Here is a 15,331-nt window from a genome sequence, read left to right as displayed (position 1 = left end):
CCTGTGTTTTAAGCAGTAATCTGAAAAAGGAAACGCTGGTAGAAAGAATAAGGTATCAGGGATAGCAAGTATTGCTGAGATATTCTCAGTATCATAACAGGAATTAAAAGCACTTAGCTTCAAAAAGTTTTGTACTTTTGACAAAATGCAACCGATTTTTCATCTATTATAATAAATTTGATTAAGCAGCCTCTGTGTAATGAAGCATACGTGGATTGTATTCTGCAAATATTGTTCCCATCGTATCCCATCTCCTTATCATTTAATCAATCATTAGTAGCAAAAATTAAGAAGCATTTCAATCAGTCCACCATGTCACTTTTATTTTATGTTATACTGTTTTTATATAATTTATTTGCCCTTGTAATTGCTCTTATCAGAGTTCATAAACACTGATGGGACGATATAACACAAGGGAAAAATAAGGAAAAGCTCACCTGCAACAAATCCAGTGCTTTCAAGGGTTTGCGGAAAATTCAATAACAAAATATAACAGTTATTAAATCTCTTAAAACAGGTGAAATCTCAATCAGAATTAGTCACAATAAAAAGCGTAATTATCAATATTGTATATCAGCAAGAAGGGGAAACAGAGTGGTGAGCAGACAAATATTAAAAAAAGAACATATCATTACAGATAGGTTGATATTAGGACCTTATCGTAAAGAAGACAGAGAGCGTCTCAAAGAAATGATGCAAAATCCAAAGATTACGGCAACGTTTATGGTGCCTGATTATTGTGAAGAAGTACAGTTTTATGCGTTAGCTGACAAATTGATCGAATTCAGTCAGATTAATGATACAATCCATTTAGAATATGGCGTCTATCTGGACGGTTACATGATTGGGTTTGTCAATGATTGTGGTTATGACGATGAAACTATTGAATTGGGATATGTCATTGACCCAGCTTTTCAGGGGCGAGGATTTGCAACGGAAGCGGTGAATGCAGTAATAAACGAATTACGTGAGATGGGCTTTAAAAAGGTTGTGGCGGACTTTTTTGAAGAAAATATAGGCAGTAGAAAAGTGATGGAAAAGTGTGGCATGCATCTAAACGGAAACTCAGATTATGAGGAATACCGCGGAAAGAAATTTAAGTGCTATGAATGTGAAATGGAGCTCTAAAGAATTGGCGAATCCCCGAGCACTTTTGGTAAGAAGCAAATCAAGATAACTTCTAGTTTATCTGAGCTAAAAAATAGAATTTTATCTTGACGTATTGCGTTTCATCCTATAAAATATCAATGTTGCAAACTCCGTGTATGGACTTGCAACCGCCCAGAAAAGGTTTTAAGTTGAAATTTCACACCTTGATGGCGAGTATCAAGCTAAATGTGAAAAAAGAATGAATAGGAGGTGCACACATGTACGCAATTATCGAAACTGGTGGAAAACAGATCCGTGTTGAAAAGGATGCTGTTATCTTCGTTGAAAAATTAGAAGCTAACGAAGGAGACACAGTTACATTTGACAAAGTATTATACGCTGATGGAAAATTTGGTAAACCATTCGTAGAAGGTGCAAAGGTAACTGGTGTTGTTGAAAAACAAGGCAAAGGAAAGAAAATCACTATCGTGAAATATAAAGCCAAAAAATCTTCAACACGTCGTAAACAAGGACACCGTCAACCTTACACTCGTGTAAAAATTGAAGCTATCGAAGCTTAATTATGATTAAAATTAAAATTGCTAGAGATGAACATGGGATTTCATTGATCTCTATGCATGGACATGCTGAATATGATCAGTATGGAAAAGATATCGTCTGTTCTGCAGCCAGTACCATTATTATTGGTGGTATCAACGCAATCGCACAGCTTGGCTATTTAAGTTTCATTTCTTATAAAGTAGATGCAGGGGATGTTGAATTAGAAATAAACAATACGGAATGTGCTGAACTACAAATCATATTGAATACACTATTGGTTCAGTTTCAAAGTATTGAAGAGAGTTATCCTAAATACATACAAGTACAGGAGGTGTAAAAAATGTTATTAAAATTAGACTTACAGTTATTCGCTTCTAAAAAGGGAGTTGGTTCTACAAAGAACGGTCGTGATTCTCACTCAAAACGTTTAGGAGCTAAATTAGCTGATGGACAATCTTGTCACGCTGGAAGCATTATTTATCGTCAACGTGGAACAAAAATTCATCCAGGAACTAACGTAGGACGTGGTGCTGATGATACATTGTTCGCATTAGTTAACGGTGTTGTTAAATACGAACGTCTTGGTAAAGATAAAAAGAAAGTTTCTGTTTATCCACAAGCTTAACAAGTGTGAAATTTAAGATCCCGTTGCTGGGATCTTTTTTAATGAGAAAGAAAGGAGGGTATATATGTTTGTAGATCAGGTCAAAGTTCATATAAAAGCAGGTAAAGGTGGAGATGGTTTAGTAAGTTTTCGCCATGAGAAATATGTTGCCTATGGTGGACCTTTTGGAGGTGATGGAGGTAACGGTGGAGATGTCATTTTTGAAGCCGATCCAGGAATGACAACACTTTTAGATTTGCGTTATCACCGTAAAATAATCGCTACTCCGGGTGAAAAAGGTAAAAACAAAAAGATGCACGGAGCCAATGGAGAACATAAAATTGTAAAGGTTCCATTAGGAACCATTGTAAAAAGAGTAGATAATAATCAGGTCTTAGCCGATTTGACAAAACCACACCAACGCCAAGTTGTAGCACATGGTGGTCGTGGAGGTCGTGGTAATTGGCATTTTAGATCAAGCCACAATACAGCACCAAAATATGCAGAACAAGGTGTATTGGGTGAAGAATTTGATTGCATTGTTGAATTACGAGTTTTAGCCGATGTTGGATTGGTAGGATTCCCTAGTGTTGGAAAATCAACATTCCTAGATGCCGTTAGTAAAGCGCGTCCCGAAATTGGAGACTATCCATTTACGACAATCACACCCAATGTTGGGGTTGTACAAACCGGAGATGGAAGAAGCTTTGTGCTAGCTGATTTACCAGGACTTATTGAAGGAGCAAGTGATGGTAAAGGTTTGGGTCACCAGTTCTTGCGTCACATTGAAAGATGTCGTGTAATTATTCACGTTATTGATATGGGTGCAGAAGATGGAAGAGATCCATTAAATGATTATGAAGTCATTAATAATGAGTTGAAGTCTTACCAGATTCGTTTATTGGAAAGGCCACAAATCGTTGTCGCAAATAAAATGGATATGGAAAATGCCGAAGAAAATGTTCGTCGCTTTAAAGAAAAATATCCAGATATCCCAGTGTATGAAACAACAACGATCATTCATGAAGGTTTAGATCCAGTACTAAGAAAAGCTGCCGATCTTCTTGCGACAACACCCGTATTCCCAATTACGGAAGATACAGGTGAGACAGGTGTTATGTATACATTTGAAGAGAAGAAGAAAGACATCATTATTGAAAAAGAAGATGATGGCGTATGGAATGTTTCAGGTCCTAGACTTGAGCGTGTATTTGACATCAATAAGTTGAATACAGAAGAAGACTTCTATCTATTTGCCAATAAAATGCGTTATCTTGGAATTGATACAGCTTTAAGAGAAGCTGGATGTCAAGATGGAGATACAGTACGTTTATTAGGCTTTGAATTTGAATTTATTGAAAACTAAGGTTACACATTGTGTAGCCTTTTCTTTTGGTGTGGTATAATGCTTCTGAGGTGTTTTTTTTATGAAATGTATTTCGTGGAACGTAAACGGGATTCGTGCCGTATTAAATAAGGATTTTGTGGAAATTCTTTATGCCTTGGATGCAGATATTTTCTGTATTCAGGAAACAAAGGCACAACCCGATCAAATTGAAGTGGATTGTGAATTATATCCTTATCAATATACAAATAGTGCACAAAGAAAAGGCTATAGCGGAACGATGATCTTCTGTAAAGAAGAACCAATGTCAGTTCGTTATGGAATGGATATGGAAGAACATGATACAGAAGGAAGAGTGATTACACTTGAATATCCTGAATATTATGTTGTGACTGTTTATACACCAAACTCAGGCGATGGTCTAAAACGTTTGGAGTATCGTATGGAATGGGATAAAGTGTTTAGTGCCTATTTAAAATCATTAGATAAACCCGTTATGGCTTGTGGCGATTTTAATGTGGCCAATGAAGAGATTGATATTAAAAATCCAAAGACAAATCATAAGAATGCAGGTTTTACAGATGAAGAAAGAGATAGCTTTAAGCAGAATTTATTGTCTCATTTTGTAGATACATACCGTGCTTTATACCCTGAAAAAGTGGAATATTCTTGGTGGAGTTACCGCTTTAAAGCTCGTGAAAAGAATGCAGGATGGAGAATTGATTATTGGTTAGTATCACCGGAATTAAAAGATAAAATTGTGGATGCCAAGATCTTAACGGATGTATATGGTTCGGATCATTGTCCTGTAGAATTAGATGTTGAGGTGTAATATGATTGCGTTTGTGAATGGCGTTGTAAGAATTATTCGAAATGATCGCGTTGTACTAGATGTGCATGGGGTAGGCTACGAAGTTTATCTTGCCAATGCGTTAAGTCAAAAAATAGGAGATGAATTGTTTCTTTATACGTATCAACATGTACGTGAAGATGCGATCTTATTGTTTGGCTTTTTAAAAGAAGAAGACTATGAAGTGTTTATGCGCTTGATCAATGTAAAAGGTATTGGTCCTAAAACAGCACAGACGATGTTGTCGGTATGTTCGGGAAAAGAAATGATTGAAGCCATTGAAAATGATGATATTAAAAGATTGAAGTCTTTACCTGGTATTGGCGCAAAAACGGCAGGTCAAATCGTTCTAGATCTAAAAGGCAAGTTTGTATCTTTAGAAACGAGCGATAGTGCTACGTCAAATCCTGTTTGGAGCCAAGTTCAAGATGCTCTTTTATCACTTGGATATAAGACAAATCAATTAACGAAAATTAAAAAGGAATTAGAAAATACAGAATTAGGAGAAGATGAAATGCTAAGACAAGCATTGATCTTACTCGCAAAAAGAAATGGAGTATAAGATAAATGCCTAGAGAAGTAGATGGAAATTTACAAGAGTGCGATAACTTTGAAAAGACGTTGCGTCCGCAAAGTTTAAATGAATATATTGGGCAATCGGAATTAAAAGAAAATTTAAATGTGTTTATTCATGCGGCAAGATCTAGAAATGAAGCTTTAGACCATGTTTTATTCTACGGTCCTCCTGGACTTGGAAAAACAACATTAGCTTATATTCTTGCTAATGAGATGCATGGAAATCTAAAGACAGCTAGTGGTCCTTCCATTGAAAAAAGTGGTGATCTTGCAGCGATTCTTACAACACTTGAACCAGGAGATGTCTTATTTATTGATGAGATCCACCGCTTGCCAAAACAAGTAGAAGAAGTGTTGTATCCAGCTATGGAAGATTATTGTCTAGATATTGTGGTAGGCAAAGATTCAGCGACTGTACACAATATTCGTATCAATTTACCACCTTTTACACTTGTTGGTGCCACAACTCGTGCCGGCGATTTAAGTGCGCCTTTGCGTGATCGTTTTGGAATCATTTCCCAATTGGAGTACTATAATTTGTCGGATTTAGAAAAAATTGTTTATCGTACAAGTTGTGTTATGAATACGGAAATTGATAAAAATGCTGTCACAGAAATAGCTTTACGCTCACGTGGGACACCACGTATCGCAAACCGTTTATTCAGGCGTGTGCGTGATTTTGCACAAGTCTATAATGAGGGTGTGATTTCAAGTGAAATCGCCAAAACAGCTCTAGATCGACTTCGTGTGGATCATTTAGGTTTGGATGCGGTTGACCATAAATATTTAAAGGGAATCATTGAAAGATTTAAAGGAGGTCCCGTCGGACTTGAAGCCATCGCATCAAGTATTGGAGAAGAACCAATGACACTCGAAGATGTATATGAGCCTTATTTATTACAGATTGGATTTATCAATCGTACGCCAAGAGGAAGAATTGTAACGCCTAAAGCGTATGAGCATCTTCAAATTCCTTATCAGAAAGAATTGTTCACAGATTAATAGTCTGTGAACATTTTTAATATATGTTATAATTATTTGCATGGAACAAATGACAAAATTAACAAAAAAAGTATTAGAATTTTTAGAGCCCGATACATCAAAATGGGAATATTGGACAAGTCAGCAGTCTTTAAATCCGGTTTCTGAATCTAAATGTATGGAAAGGTTTAAAGAGCGTATATCGCAAGCTGTTTCGAATTGCGAAAAAGTGATTGTGGCCGGTGACTATGATTGTGATGGTATCAGTGCAACAACCATTATGGTTTCAGGATTAAGACAACTAGGTCTTGAGTGTGGTTTCTATATTCCGGACCGTATCAAAGAGGGGTATGGATTAAGTGAGGCAACAGTTACACTTGCACATAAAAAAGGGTATTCCTTGATTATCACAGTAGATAATGGGATTAAAAGTACGCAAGCTTTAGCATTGGCTAAAGAATTGGGTATGGATGTAATCGTAACGGATCATCATACAATGGATGAAGAGGTGAATTGCGATATTGTAGTGCATCCAACTTTGATGGAATCTTGTTTTGAAACATTATGTGGAGCTGGTGTTGCCTATGAATGTATGCGTGTATTAGGGGTTGATAACGACTATCTTTTACAACTAGCCGGTCTTGCGAGTATTTCAGATATGATGATTGTGAAAGGACAGACGCGTGCTTTGATTCAAAATGCCTTACGTTTGATGAATCAAACGCATGAAAAACATATATTTTCATTAGCCACCGATCGTGAGTTAAATGAAACGAGTATTGGTTTTCAGGTTGTGCCAAAATTAAATGCGATTGGAAGATTAAGTAATCTTGCGAATGCGAACAATGTCGTTCGTTATTTTTTAGCACATGATGATGAGAGTATTTTTACATTGGGTCAGCAGATTACACAAATCAATACGATTCGTAAACAATTATCGGATCAGATGCAAAAAACAGCTTTGCTGAAGTGTAAAGGCAATGAAGATATCTTTATGATTGAAGATGCAAGCTTTCATGAGGGAATCATTGGCTTAGTTGCAGGATCGATTTGTGCTAGCTTTAATAAACCTTGTATCGTCTTGGCAAAAAATGAGCAAGGTTATAAGGCAAGTATGCGTAGTCCTGAGGGCTTTAACTGTATGGATTTTTTAAGTGGATATCCACATTTTGTGACGTTTGGCGGACATGAAAATGCGGCTGGTTTTTCTTTGAATCTAAATGAATTTGATTTGTTTGAAAAATTTATTCATACACGTATCAAGGAATATACGTATAGTGTAAAGAAGAAAAAAACATTAGTCATAGATGATGAAGAATTAAGTTTGGAAACGATTCAATCTTTAGATATACTTAGACCGTTTGGTCCAGGTTTTGTGTTTCCTAGTTTTGAAATTATTCAACCGAAAATTAAAAGTTTATACGATTTTCAAAATCATAAACATCGTAAGTATACTTTAGAATCTGGCTTGCAATGTATGCGTTTTAACCAGAGTGAAGTGGAGTATAAAAAAAGTGTAAATGCGATTTATTCATTTATTGGAACCGTTCAAATCAATCAATATCAGGGGCGTAAACAGGTGAATTTTGTGATTGATGAGATTGTATATGCGTAGTAAAATGGAATCAATTAGAAAGAGGTTTAGTATGGATTTAAAAGATTATATTGAGAGTATTCCAGGATTTCCTAAGGAAGGAATCATTTTTAGAGATGTAACACCGATTCTACAAAATGCCAAAGCAATGCGTTATTGTGTAGATCAATTCAATGACTTTGTGAAAAGTATTGGTGCCGATGTTGTGATTGGTCCAGAAGCTCGTGGTTTCTTATTTGGTGTGCCAGTAGCTTTAGAAAACAATGTTGGTTTTGTACCAGTTAGAAAGCCAGGAAAACTTCCTAGAGAAACAGTGAATGAAACGTATGATCTAGAATATGGTCAAGATGAGCTTTGTGTCCATGCGGATGCCATTTTACCTGGACAAAAAGTTGTGATCATCGATGATTTACTAGCTACAGGAGGTACTGTAGAAGCCATTATTAAAATGGTTGAGCGTATGCAGGCAAGCGTTGTCGGTGTAGCTTTTGTGATTGAATTGGATGATTTAAAAGGAAGAGAAAAATTTAAAGATATTCCAGTGTGTGCTTTAACACATTTTGAAGGAGAATAAAGAATTTAATTTAGGAAAGGGGGCGCAGTGATTATGAGTCAGAAAAAGCAAGTTACTTTTGAAGAGTGCATGGAGAATGTACAGACATATATAAAACGCCCAGAAAATATTGAATTGATACAAAAGGCATATGATTTTGCCTATGAACACCATAAGGGACAATTCCGTAAAAGTGGAGAGCCTTATGTCATTCACGTGATCCAAGTTGCGAATACATTAGCGTTAATGCATTGTGGCCCTAAAACAATTGCGGCCGGTCTTTTACATGATACAGTCGAAGATTGTGAAGGCGTAACTACAGATACGATTACAGAACTATTTGGTGAAGAAATCGCAACCTTGGTGGATGCGGTTACGAAAATTGGTGCTATCAAGTTTAAAGATGAAGAAGAATATTTGGCAAGCAATCATCGTAAGTTGTTTATTGCGATGGCCAAAGATATTCGTGTAATCTTGATCAAATTAGCAGACCGTCTACATAACATGCGTACGTTGCAGTATATGCGTCCGGAAAAACAAAAGAAGATTGCGCGTGAAACCTTGAGTGTATATGCACCGATTGCGCACCGTTTAGGTATTAGTGAAATCAAAAATGAATTGGAAGATTTGTCTTTTAAATACTTGGATTACAAGAAGTATGAAGAAATCAAAGGTTTGGTAAAACAACGTGAAAGTGATCGTAATGGTCAAGTTCAAGAAATGATTGCAGATATAGAATCCATTTTACAGGAGTACAATATTCAATATCGTATTTTTGGTCGTTCTAAACATTTTTACAGCATCTATAAAAAGATGGTGACTAAAAATAAGCGTTTTGAAGAAATTTTAGACTTATTAGCGATTCGTATCATTACCGATTCTGTGGTGCATTGTTATGAAATATTAGGTTATATCCATGCCAAATATAGACCGATTCCTGGTCGTTTTAAAGATTATATTGCGATGCCAAAAGCCAACATGTATCAATCTTTGCATACAACAATCGTAGAGCCAGAACATGGTAATATTTTTGAAATCCAGATTCGTACTGAAGAAATGGATGCGATTGCCGAACGAGGTGTTGCAGCACACTGGAAGTATAAAGAAAATCGTAATTATGCGCCTGAGTATGAACAAAAAGAGATTGAGGATAAACTTTCTTGGTTTAGAGATTTCTCGATGATGACCGATGAAGAGAGTGAAGATCCACTTGAATATATGAATGTACTTCAAAAAGATATTTTTGAAGCCAATGTATATTGTTTAACACCTAGAGGTAAAGTTATTGCGTTGCCTTCGGGTTCTTGTCCAATCGATTTTGCGTACAGAATCCATACGGAGGTTGGTAATAAAACGGTTGGGGCTAAAGTCAATGGGGCCATTGTGCCTTTGAATACGCCATTAAAAACGGGGGATGTCGTTGATATTTTAACCAACAACAACTCTGTGGGTCCAAGTGCAGACTGGATCAAAATCGTTAAGAGTGGTCATGCTCGTAATAAGATTCGTGCCTTCTTACAAAAACAAGAGCAGCAATCGCGCAAGGATAGCATTAAGCTAGGTCAATCAATGCTTGAGGATGAGTTTAGACGTTTGAAACTAGATCCAAAATTAATGGAAGCCAAACGTTTAGAGACGATTTTAACATCCTTGTCATTTAAGAGTGTGGACGATCTATATGTAGGTATTGCGATGAAGCGTGTTTCATTACAATCTATTGTGGATCGTTTGGTGAAGAATCGTTCGAATATGTTGGAAGATCAGGAAATTATGAAGATCTACAACAAGCAACCCGCTCACCAAGCTAAACATTCGAATTGTGGTGTTATTGTTCCGGGTATTGATACAATTGCGGTATCTTTGGCAAATTGTTGTCGACCAATTCCAGGTGATCCGATCATTGGATATATTTCTAAGGGTCAAGGCGTGAAGGTACATAGGGCGGACTGTCCAAATATCTTGAATGAAAAGAAACGTCTGATTCCTGTGCAATGGGAAGAGGGCTTGGATGAAAAACAATATGAAGTCAATTTGGTGGTTCATAGTGATGATCGTAACTACTTATTGAGTGATATTGTGACGACTTTGCAGCAGTGCAATGTCTATTTAAAACATGTAGATTCAGCTGTGGATGAAGGAAACTTAGAGGCAACCACAAAGCTAACGGTTTCTGTTAAGAATGCGGCGCATCTACAAAATTTAATTGCGAACTTAAAAAAAGTACGAAGCGTCAATGAAGTCGTTCGTACAATTCAATAGGAAGGCTAATACCTTCCTATTTTCTTTTGGATTTCAATTTTAATGTAGATGATACGTGAAGCAATCTCTCTTATGATATGTTTAGGCTTTAAATCTTTAAACCAGGCACAACCATAATCCGAAAAGAATTGCTTGGCAATTGCGCAAGCTCTTTTGGCGTGGGTTTGCGATGTTAGAATGAGAACATCTTGATTTTGAATATATTCTTTAGATAACTTGAAATTCTCAAAGGTATTTCGAGCTTTTGTTTCTAGAATGGTTGGAATATCAATTTTGTTTTGAATATAATCATACATAACTTTGGCTTCCACATACTCATTCTTTACATTTGAACCTGAAATGATCAATGTGTCGTAAAGTTTTTGTTGATACATTTTTATAGCCAAATCACATCGTTTAATTTGACTTGAAGACATCGTTCCATCATCGTGAGCAGGACATCCAAGTAATAATGCATACGTATAGTGTTTCTTTCGTTTTGGGATAAAGGGAAAGAAATAGATGTATATGCATATAAGGATGATTAGAATGCATAGACTAACGATCATAATAAATCACCTTTCTTGCCTTAAATGTGTCAAAGGATAGATATTGACACTTGAGTTCAATGCCTTGCAGAAATTTAGGTAGTTCTTTAAATTTTGTAATGACTGGTTTACCTTTTAAAAACTCTTGTCCAACAGAATCAAAGCCAGATACGATAACTTGATTAAAATGGTTGTTTTCTTGCATCTGTGCTTTTGTGATTTGAAGCAAAATAAACATACAAGTTCTTTGAATACGAGCTTTTGTGTATGTTTTAGAAATGGATGCCAATAGAAAATCTTCCCACTTCAAATATTTCTTGGCATTTTCTTTTAAACGATATTCAATGCCTTCATTGACTAGAAAGTATGTGGATAAAGTATGTGTGTCAGTTAAAAGTAAGAATTTTCTTAGATACGGATAGTAAGTATCCCATGTTTGGTTTGAATTGAAATAGGCATCATTGAATTGGGAAATACCATCAAAGTATTCTTTGCGTGTTTGTGTAGCACTTTTAAAAGTATCGTTTCGAGCAATTGAACAAGGTGTAATACCGTATTTTTCGCATTGTTTAATATATTGAATGCCTAAAATATCATTGGGACGAATATTTTTGGTGTATAGATTTTGATTCATGCTTAACGATGGATCTACTTTTGTAGCTTCCATTTGTTTAGAATAGGATTTTAAAGTTTGAATATCGTTTGTTTCAGAACCAAAACAGATTTGATCAATATTTAATTCGTGTAAAGATTCAATCGCATATTTGGCAAAGTAATCCGCACTTTGTGCTGCATAACAAGGGGGAAGTTCAATGACTAGATTGCATCCGGCTTCGAGTGCGAGTTTGGTTTTATCTTCCATAGTTAATAGGCTAAAAAGGCCTCGTTGCGTAAAATGATTGGAAACAATCGCAATTAAACAATCACAGTGTGTTAATTCTTTCGTTTTTTTGATATGATAGATATGTCCTTGATGAAAAGGATTATATTCTGTAATAATTCCACATGTTTTCATATTCATTATGATATCAGAATCTTTTTCTTGTGGAAATATTGACTTTATCAATTACTTTTATTATAATATCAAATGCGACATGAGGTGAAGATCGTGAAATTTAATAGAAAAGACTTCTTAAATGCAAAAAACCATATTATTGAAATTGATGAGTGGATTGCGGTTGAAGAAAACGATCTGCTTCATCATACTTCTGTCAAGTCTATTCCAGATGTACATGTTACGGGTACATTAGAGTTTGACGGAATGAATTTCGTATCGAGTGATTTGAGAATGGATGGAACAATGATTGTTCTAGATTCCATCACAAATGAAGATATTGATTTTCCATTTGAGGCGGAGTCGCAACAAACGTATTCTTTTGTTCCTGTACAGGATGCAGAAGATCAGGAAATTATCGTGGTGAAAAAAGAGACAATCGATATTAACCCAGAGATTTTCCAGGCGATATTATATGAGGCTCCAATGAGTATCACTCGTTTACCTCGAGATCAATATCCAAAGGGAGATGGTTGGCAGCTTTTATCAGATCAAGATAAAGAAGAGCCAAAAATTGATCCACGATGGGAAAAACTAAATGATTTCAAACTGGATGATGACTAGGAGGTGCAAGCATGGCAGTTCAACAGAGAAGAAATTCAAAAACACGTAAAGCAAAACGTAGAACACATTACAAATTGGTGAAACCAGCGTTGACTCGTTGTCCAAATTGTGGTGAATATAAACTTGCTCACAAGATGTGCTCTTGTGGCGAATACAACGGCAAACAAATCGTTGAAAAGTAAAAATGTAGCCAGGATTTCCTGGCTTTTTCTGTAGTATGGAGGATAGTATGATCGAGATTTTAAAATCGATATTGTATGGTATTGTTGAGGGGATTACCGAATGGCTTCCAATTAGTTCAACAGGACATATGATTTTATTAGAAGAAATCATGCCTATGAATGTATCGGAATCATTCTGGAGTATGTTTCTTGTCGTAATCCAGTTAGGGGCCATTCTTGCGGTTGTTGTTCTATACTGGAATAAAATTTTCCCGTTTCGTAAAAATAAAGAAGGAAAATATACTTCTGTGAAATCAATCTGGATCTTATGGTCTAAGATTTTAGTGGCTACAATTCCTGCAGCAATTATTGGTTTGGCATTGGATGATTGGATCGATGCACACTTATATAATGGCTTTGTCGTTGCGGTTATGTTGATTTTAGTGGGTGTAGCGTTTATTTATATTGAAAATCGAAATAAAGATATGCGTCCTAGTGTAAATAGCTTATCTGCTTTATCTTATAAAGATGCATTGATTATTGGTTTATTCCAAGTTGTGGCAGCTGTACTTCCTGGAACTTCAAGATCAGGAGCTACAATTATTGGTGGCTTGATGATTGGTGTCAGTCGTGCAGTCGCTGCAGAATTTACTTTCTTCTTAGCAATTCCAGTTATGTTTGGAGCAAGTTTATTGAAGTTAGTAAAATTTGGATTTGCGTTTAGTGTGTTAGAATTCTTCATTCTAGTGATTGGTATGGTTGTGGCATTTGTCGTATCTATTTTTGTGATCCGCTTCTTGATGTCATATATTAAAAAACATGATTTCAAAGTATTTGGATGGTATCGTATCGTATTAGGTGCATTTGTTTTGATTTTCTTTGCGATTCGTGCCTTATTATAGGATGTTTGTCTAGGCAAACATCTTTTATTTTGGCTATTGAGTTGATAGACTTTATACCTATTTTCGTGTATAATATTTTTGGTTTTACCTAGAACAAAGGACGAAAAGGAGGAAATAGTATGGATGTACTATGGATCGTTTTATCGTCTGGTGTCGCAGGTCTTGCGATTGGATTAGGCATTCATGTCGGAATTTCCAAAGCAGGTTTAAATAAGAATCAGCAAAAAGCGGAACAGATTTTAAAAGAAGCTCAAAATGAAGCTGAATCTCGTGTAAAACAAGCTGTGTTAGACGGAAAGACACAGGCTCATGATTTGCGCGTAGAAGCTGAAAAAGAAATTAAAGAACGTAAACAAGAATCAATGGAATTAGAGAACAAGTTATTGCGTAGAGAAGATAACTTGAATTTTCGTGATGAAGCGTTAAATCAAAAAGAGCGTCAGATTAATGAAAAGATGAAAAGTGTTGCTGACAAACTGACATCATTAGACGAAAAAGAAAAGAAATTACAAGAAGAAATTGACAAACAGGTTGTCGTTTTAGAAAATGTTGCCAAAATGTCAAGCCAGGCAGCTAAAGATGAATTATTTGCGATTGTGGAAAAGAAAATGGAACATGAAACAATTGCATACATCAAAGATAAAGAGGATGAGGCAAAGGCTACTGCCAATGAAAAAGCACAAAATATCATTGCCTTAGCTATTGAGCGTATGTCTCAACAGGAAACGCAAGAAAAGACAGTCAGTGTTGTTTCTTTACCTGGTGAAGAAATGAAGGGACGTATCATTGGTCGTGAAGGACGTAATATTCGTTGTTTTGAACAAGCGACAGGTGTTGAATTAAACATCGATGATACTCCAGATTTGATTACGATTACATGTTTTAATCCAGTACGTCGTGAAGTGGCTCGTTTAGCTTTGGAACACTTGATTCGTGATGGAAGAATTCAGCCAGGACGAATTGAAGATGTTGTTAAGAAATACCAGAATGAAATTGATCAAGAGATCATGAAGGCTGGTGAGGAAGCTATCTTCAAATTGGGTATTGGTCGTATTGATCGTGAAATTGTAAAATTGATCGGTACATTAAAATATCGTTATTCTTATGGACAAAATGCTTTGCAGCACTCTATGGAAGTTGCCTATATCGCTGGATGTATGGCAGCTGAACTTGGATTGAATCAACAAATTGCCAAACGTGCTGGTTTATTGCACGATATTGGTAAGGCATTGAATATTGAGCAGCAAGATGGATCTCATGTTGAATTGGGATACAAGTTCTGTAAGAAACATGGTGAAAAAGAAATCGTATTAAATGCGATCCACTCACACCATGGAGACGTAGAACCTAAGTTCTTGACAAGTCATTTGGTTATCGCAGCGGATACAATTAGTGCTGCAAGACCTGGTGCACGTAAAGAAAGTGCTCAGGCTTATATCAACCGTCTTGAAAACTTAGAAAAGATTGCGAATGGATTTGAAGGTGTTTCAAATGCGTTTGCGATTCAGGCAGGTCGTGAAATTCGTGTCCTTGTAAATCCAGAACACGTGGATGACTTGACTTGTGTAAAATTAGCTCGTGATATTCGTGATAAGATTGAATCTGAATTGACATATCCAGGTCAAATTAAGGTTAATGTTATTCGTGAGACACGTGCCCAGGAATACGCAAAATAAAAATGTCGGGCTTTAGTCCCGACTTCAATTTTTTA

The 15,331-nt window shown here is 36.1% G+C and carries 17 protein-coding genes and 1 other annotated feature; of the genes, 15 read left to right on the top strand and 2 right to left on the bottom strand.

The features are described 5' to 3' along the window. The first annotated feature begins 597 nt into the window (after positions 1-597). The 11 genes from Q0F04_RS04890 (at position 598) to Q0F04_RS04840 (ending at position 10,412) form a co-directional block, all read left to right on the top strand. On the top strand, positions 598-1,128 hold the full coding sequence (locus Q0F04_RS04890; RefSeq protein WP_295750823.1) for a GNAT family N-acetyltransferase: 531 nt from the start codon (positions 598-600) through the stop codon (positions 1,126-1,128). Positions 1,129-1,265: 137 nt separating this feature from the next. After that, positions 1,266-1,337: a sequence feature (ribosomal protein L21 leader region), on the top strand. Between the two features lie 30 nt (positions 1,338-1,367). Continuing rightward, positions 1,368-1,670 carry a 50S ribosomal protein L21 gene (rplU, locus tag Q0F04_RS04885; RefSeq protein WP_003864193.1) on the top strand — a complete coding sequence of 101 codons (303 nt, stop codon included), beginning with the start codon at positions 1,368-1,370 and terminating at the stop codon, positions 1,668-1,670. Between the two features lie 2 nt (positions 1,671-1,672). Further along, positions 1,673-1,987, top strand: a complete 315-nt coding sequence (locus Q0F04_RS04880) for a ribosomal-processing cysteine protease Prp (RefSeq protein ID WP_295750820.1) — start codon at positions 1,673-1,675, stop codon at positions 1,985-1,987. Positions 1,988-1,990: 3 nt separating this feature from the next. Next, complete coding sequence (gene rpmA / locus Q0F04_RS04875) at positions 1,991-2,275, top strand: 50S ribosomal protein L27 (RefSeq protein WP_003864191.1); 285 nt, start codon at positions 1,991-1,993, stop codon at positions 2,273-2,275. Positions 2,276-2,339: 64 nt separating this feature from the next. Further along, on the top strand, positions 2,340-3,620 hold the full coding sequence (gene obgE / locus Q0F04_RS04870; protein ID WP_295750817.1) for a GTPase ObgE: 1,281 nt from the start codon (positions 2,340-2,342) through the stop codon (positions 3,618-3,620). A gap of 61 nt (positions 3,621-3,681) precedes the next feature. Continuing rightward, complete coding sequence (locus Q0F04_RS04865) at positions 3,682-4,431, top strand: exodeoxyribonuclease III (RefSeq protein ID WP_295750814.1); 750 nt, start codon at positions 3,682-3,684, stop codon at positions 4,429-4,431. A gap of 1 nt (position 4,432) precedes the next feature. After that, on the top strand, positions 4,433-5,011 hold the full coding sequence (ruvA, locus tag Q0F04_RS04860) for a Holliday junction branch migration protein RuvA (protein ID WP_295750811.1): 579 nt from the start codon (positions 4,433-4,435) through the stop codon (positions 5,009-5,011). 5 nt (positions 5,012-5,016) lie between these two features. Further along, positions 5,017-6,027 carry a Holliday junction branch migration DNA helicase RuvB gene (gene ruvB / locus Q0F04_RS04855; RefSeq protein WP_117572224.1) on the top strand — a complete coding sequence of 337 codons (1,011 nt, stop codon included), beginning with the start codon at positions 5,017-5,019 and terminating at the stop codon, positions 6,025-6,027. Positions 6,028-6,067: 40 nt separating this feature from the next. After that, complete coding sequence (locus tag Q0F04_RS04850; protein WP_295750809.1) at positions 6,068-7,621, top strand: DHH family phosphoesterase; 1,554 nt, start codon at positions 6,068-6,070, stop codon at positions 7,619-7,621. A gap of 31 nt (positions 7,622-7,652) precedes the next feature. Then, positions 7,653-8,174, top strand: a complete 522-nt coding sequence (locus Q0F04_RS04845) for an adenine phosphoribosyltransferase (protein WP_295750806.1) — start codon at positions 7,653-7,655, stop codon at positions 8,172-8,174. A 33-nt stretch (positions 8,175-8,207) separates the two neighbouring features. Further along, the gene (locus Q0F04_RS04840) at positions 8,208-10,412 is read left to right on the top strand and encodes a bifunctional (p)ppGpp synthetase/guanosine-3',5'-bis(diphosphate) 3'-pyrophosphohydrolase (protein WP_295750804.1); all 2,205 of its coding nucleotides are present in this window, start codon (positions 8,208-8,210) and stop codon (positions 10,410-10,412) included. Between the two features lie 5 nt (positions 10,413-10,417). Here the strand turns inward: Q0F04_RS04840 and Q0F04_RS04835 are convergent, their stop codons facing one another. Together Q0F04_RS04835 and Q0F04_RS04830 are read right to left on the bottom strand one after the other, a co-directional pair. Beyond that, positions 10,418-10,960 carry a YdcF family protein gene (locus Q0F04_RS04835; protein WP_295750801.1) on the bottom strand — a complete coding sequence of 181 codons (543 nt, stop codon included), beginning with the start codon at positions 10,958-10,960 and terminating at the stop codon, positions 10,418-10,420. Next, on the bottom strand, positions 10,950-11,960 hold the full coding sequence (locus Q0F04_RS04830) for a nucleotidyltransferase family protein (RefSeq protein WP_295750799.1): 1,011 nt from the start codon (positions 11,958-11,960) through the stop codon (positions 10,950-10,952). The genes Q0F04_RS04835 and Q0F04_RS04830 overlap by 11 nt, the downstream gene beginning before the upstream one ends. 87 nt (positions 11,961-12,047) lie before the next feature. Between Q0F04_RS04830 and Q0F04_RS04825 the strand changes: the two genes are divergently transcribed. The 4 genes from Q0F04_RS04825 (at position 12,048) to rny (ending at position 15,296) form a co-directional block, all read left to right on the top strand. After that, entirely contained in the window at positions 12,048-12,557 is a 510-nt protein-coding gene (locus Q0F04_RS04825; RefSeq protein ID WP_117926063.1) for a YceD family protein, read from the top strand. 11 nt (positions 12,558-12,568) lie between these two features. Continuing rightward, a complete protein-coding gene (gene rpmF, locus Q0F04_RS04820; protein ID WP_003864180.1) occupies positions 12,569-12,739 on the top strand; it encodes a 50S ribosomal protein L32 in 171 nt (56 codons plus the stop codon). Positions 12,740-12,786: 47 nt separating this feature from the next. Then, positions 12,787-13,620: an undecaprenyl-diphosphate phosphatase gene (locus Q0F04_RS04815; RefSeq protein WP_295750796.1), complete on the top strand. Its 834-nt coding sequence runs from the start codon at positions 12,787-12,789 to the stop codon at positions 13,618-13,620. A gap of 119 nt (positions 13,621-13,739) precedes the next feature. Beyond that, positions 13,740-15,296 (top strand): ribonuclease Y, encoded by a 1,557-nt coding sequence (rny, locus tag Q0F04_RS04810; RefSeq protein ID WP_295750793.1) that lies wholly within the window; start codon positions 13,740-13,742, stop codon positions 15,294-15,296. Positions 15,297-15,331: the final 35 nt, after the last annotated feature.

The organism is uncultured Holdemanella sp., from assembly GCF_934772795.1.
Lineage (GTDB): Bacteria > Bacillota_I > Bacilli_A > Erysipelotrichales > Erysipelotrichaceae > Holdemanella.
This window is presented reverse-complemented; position numbering and strand designations above follow the sequence as displayed.

What these genes read in the sequence shown, in the direction of transcription:
- Q0F04_RS04880 (WP_295750820.1), top strand. Translation starts at nt 1,673, where the DNA reads ATGATTAAAATTAAAATTGCTAGAGATGAACATGGGATTTCATTGATC.
- ruvA (WP_295750811.1), top strand. Translation starts at nt 4,433, where the DNA reads ATGATTGCGTTTGTGAATGGCGTTGTAAGAATTATTCGAAATGATCGC.
- obgE (WP_295750817.1), top strand. Translation starts at nt 2,340, where the DNA reads ATGTTTGTAGATCAGGTCAAAGTTCATATAAAAGCAGGTAAAGGTGGA.
- rpmF (WP_003864180.1), top strand. Translation starts at nt 12,569, where the DNA reads ATGGCAGTTCAACAGAGAAGAAATTCAAAAACACGTAAAGCAAAACGT.
- Q0F04_RS04840 (WP_295750804.1), top strand. Translation starts at nt 8,208, where the DNA reads ATGAGTCAGAAAAAGCAAGTTACTTTTGAAGAGTGCATGGAGAATGTA.
- Q0F04_RS04830 (WP_295750799.1), bottom strand. Translation starts at nt 11,960, where the DNA reads ATGAATATGAAAACATGTGGAATTATTACAGAATATAATCCTTTTCAT.
- Q0F04_RS04845 (WP_295750806.1), top strand. Translation starts at nt 7,653, where the DNA reads ATGGATTTAAAAGATTATATTGAGAGTATTCCAGGATTTCCTAAGGAA.
- rny (WP_295750793.1), top strand. Translation starts at nt 13,740, where the DNA reads ATGGATGTACTATGGATCGTTTTATCGTCTGGTGTCGCAGGTCTTGCG.
- Q0F04_RS04815 (WP_295750796.1), top strand. Translation starts at nt 12,787, where the DNA reads ATGATCGAGATTTTAAAATCGATATTGTATGGTATTGTTGAGGGGATT.
- Q0F04_RS04850 (WP_295750809.1), top strand. Translation starts at nt 6,068, where the DNA reads ATGGAACAAATGACAAAATTAACAAAAAAAGTATTAGAATTTTTAGAG.
- rplU (WP_003864193.1), top strand. Translation starts at nt 1,368, where the DNA reads ATGTACGCAATTATCGAAACTGGTGGAAAACAGATCCGTGTTGAAAAG.
- Q0F04_RS04865 (WP_295750814.1), top strand. Translation starts at nt 3,682, where the DNA reads ATGAAATGTATTTCGTGGAACGTAAACGGGATTCGTGCCGTATTAAAT.
- rpmA (WP_003864191.1), top strand. Translation starts at nt 1,991, where the DNA reads ATGTTATTAAAATTAGACTTACAGTTATTCGCTTCTAAAAAGGGAGTT.
- ruvB (WP_117572224.1), top strand. Translation starts at nt 5,017, where the DNA reads ATGCCTAGAGAAGTAGATGGAAATTTACAAGAGTGCGATAACTTTGAA.
- Q0F04_RS04835 (WP_295750801.1), bottom strand. Translation starts at nt 10,960, where the DNA reads ATGATCGTTAGTCTATGCATTCTAATCATCCTTATATGCATATACATC.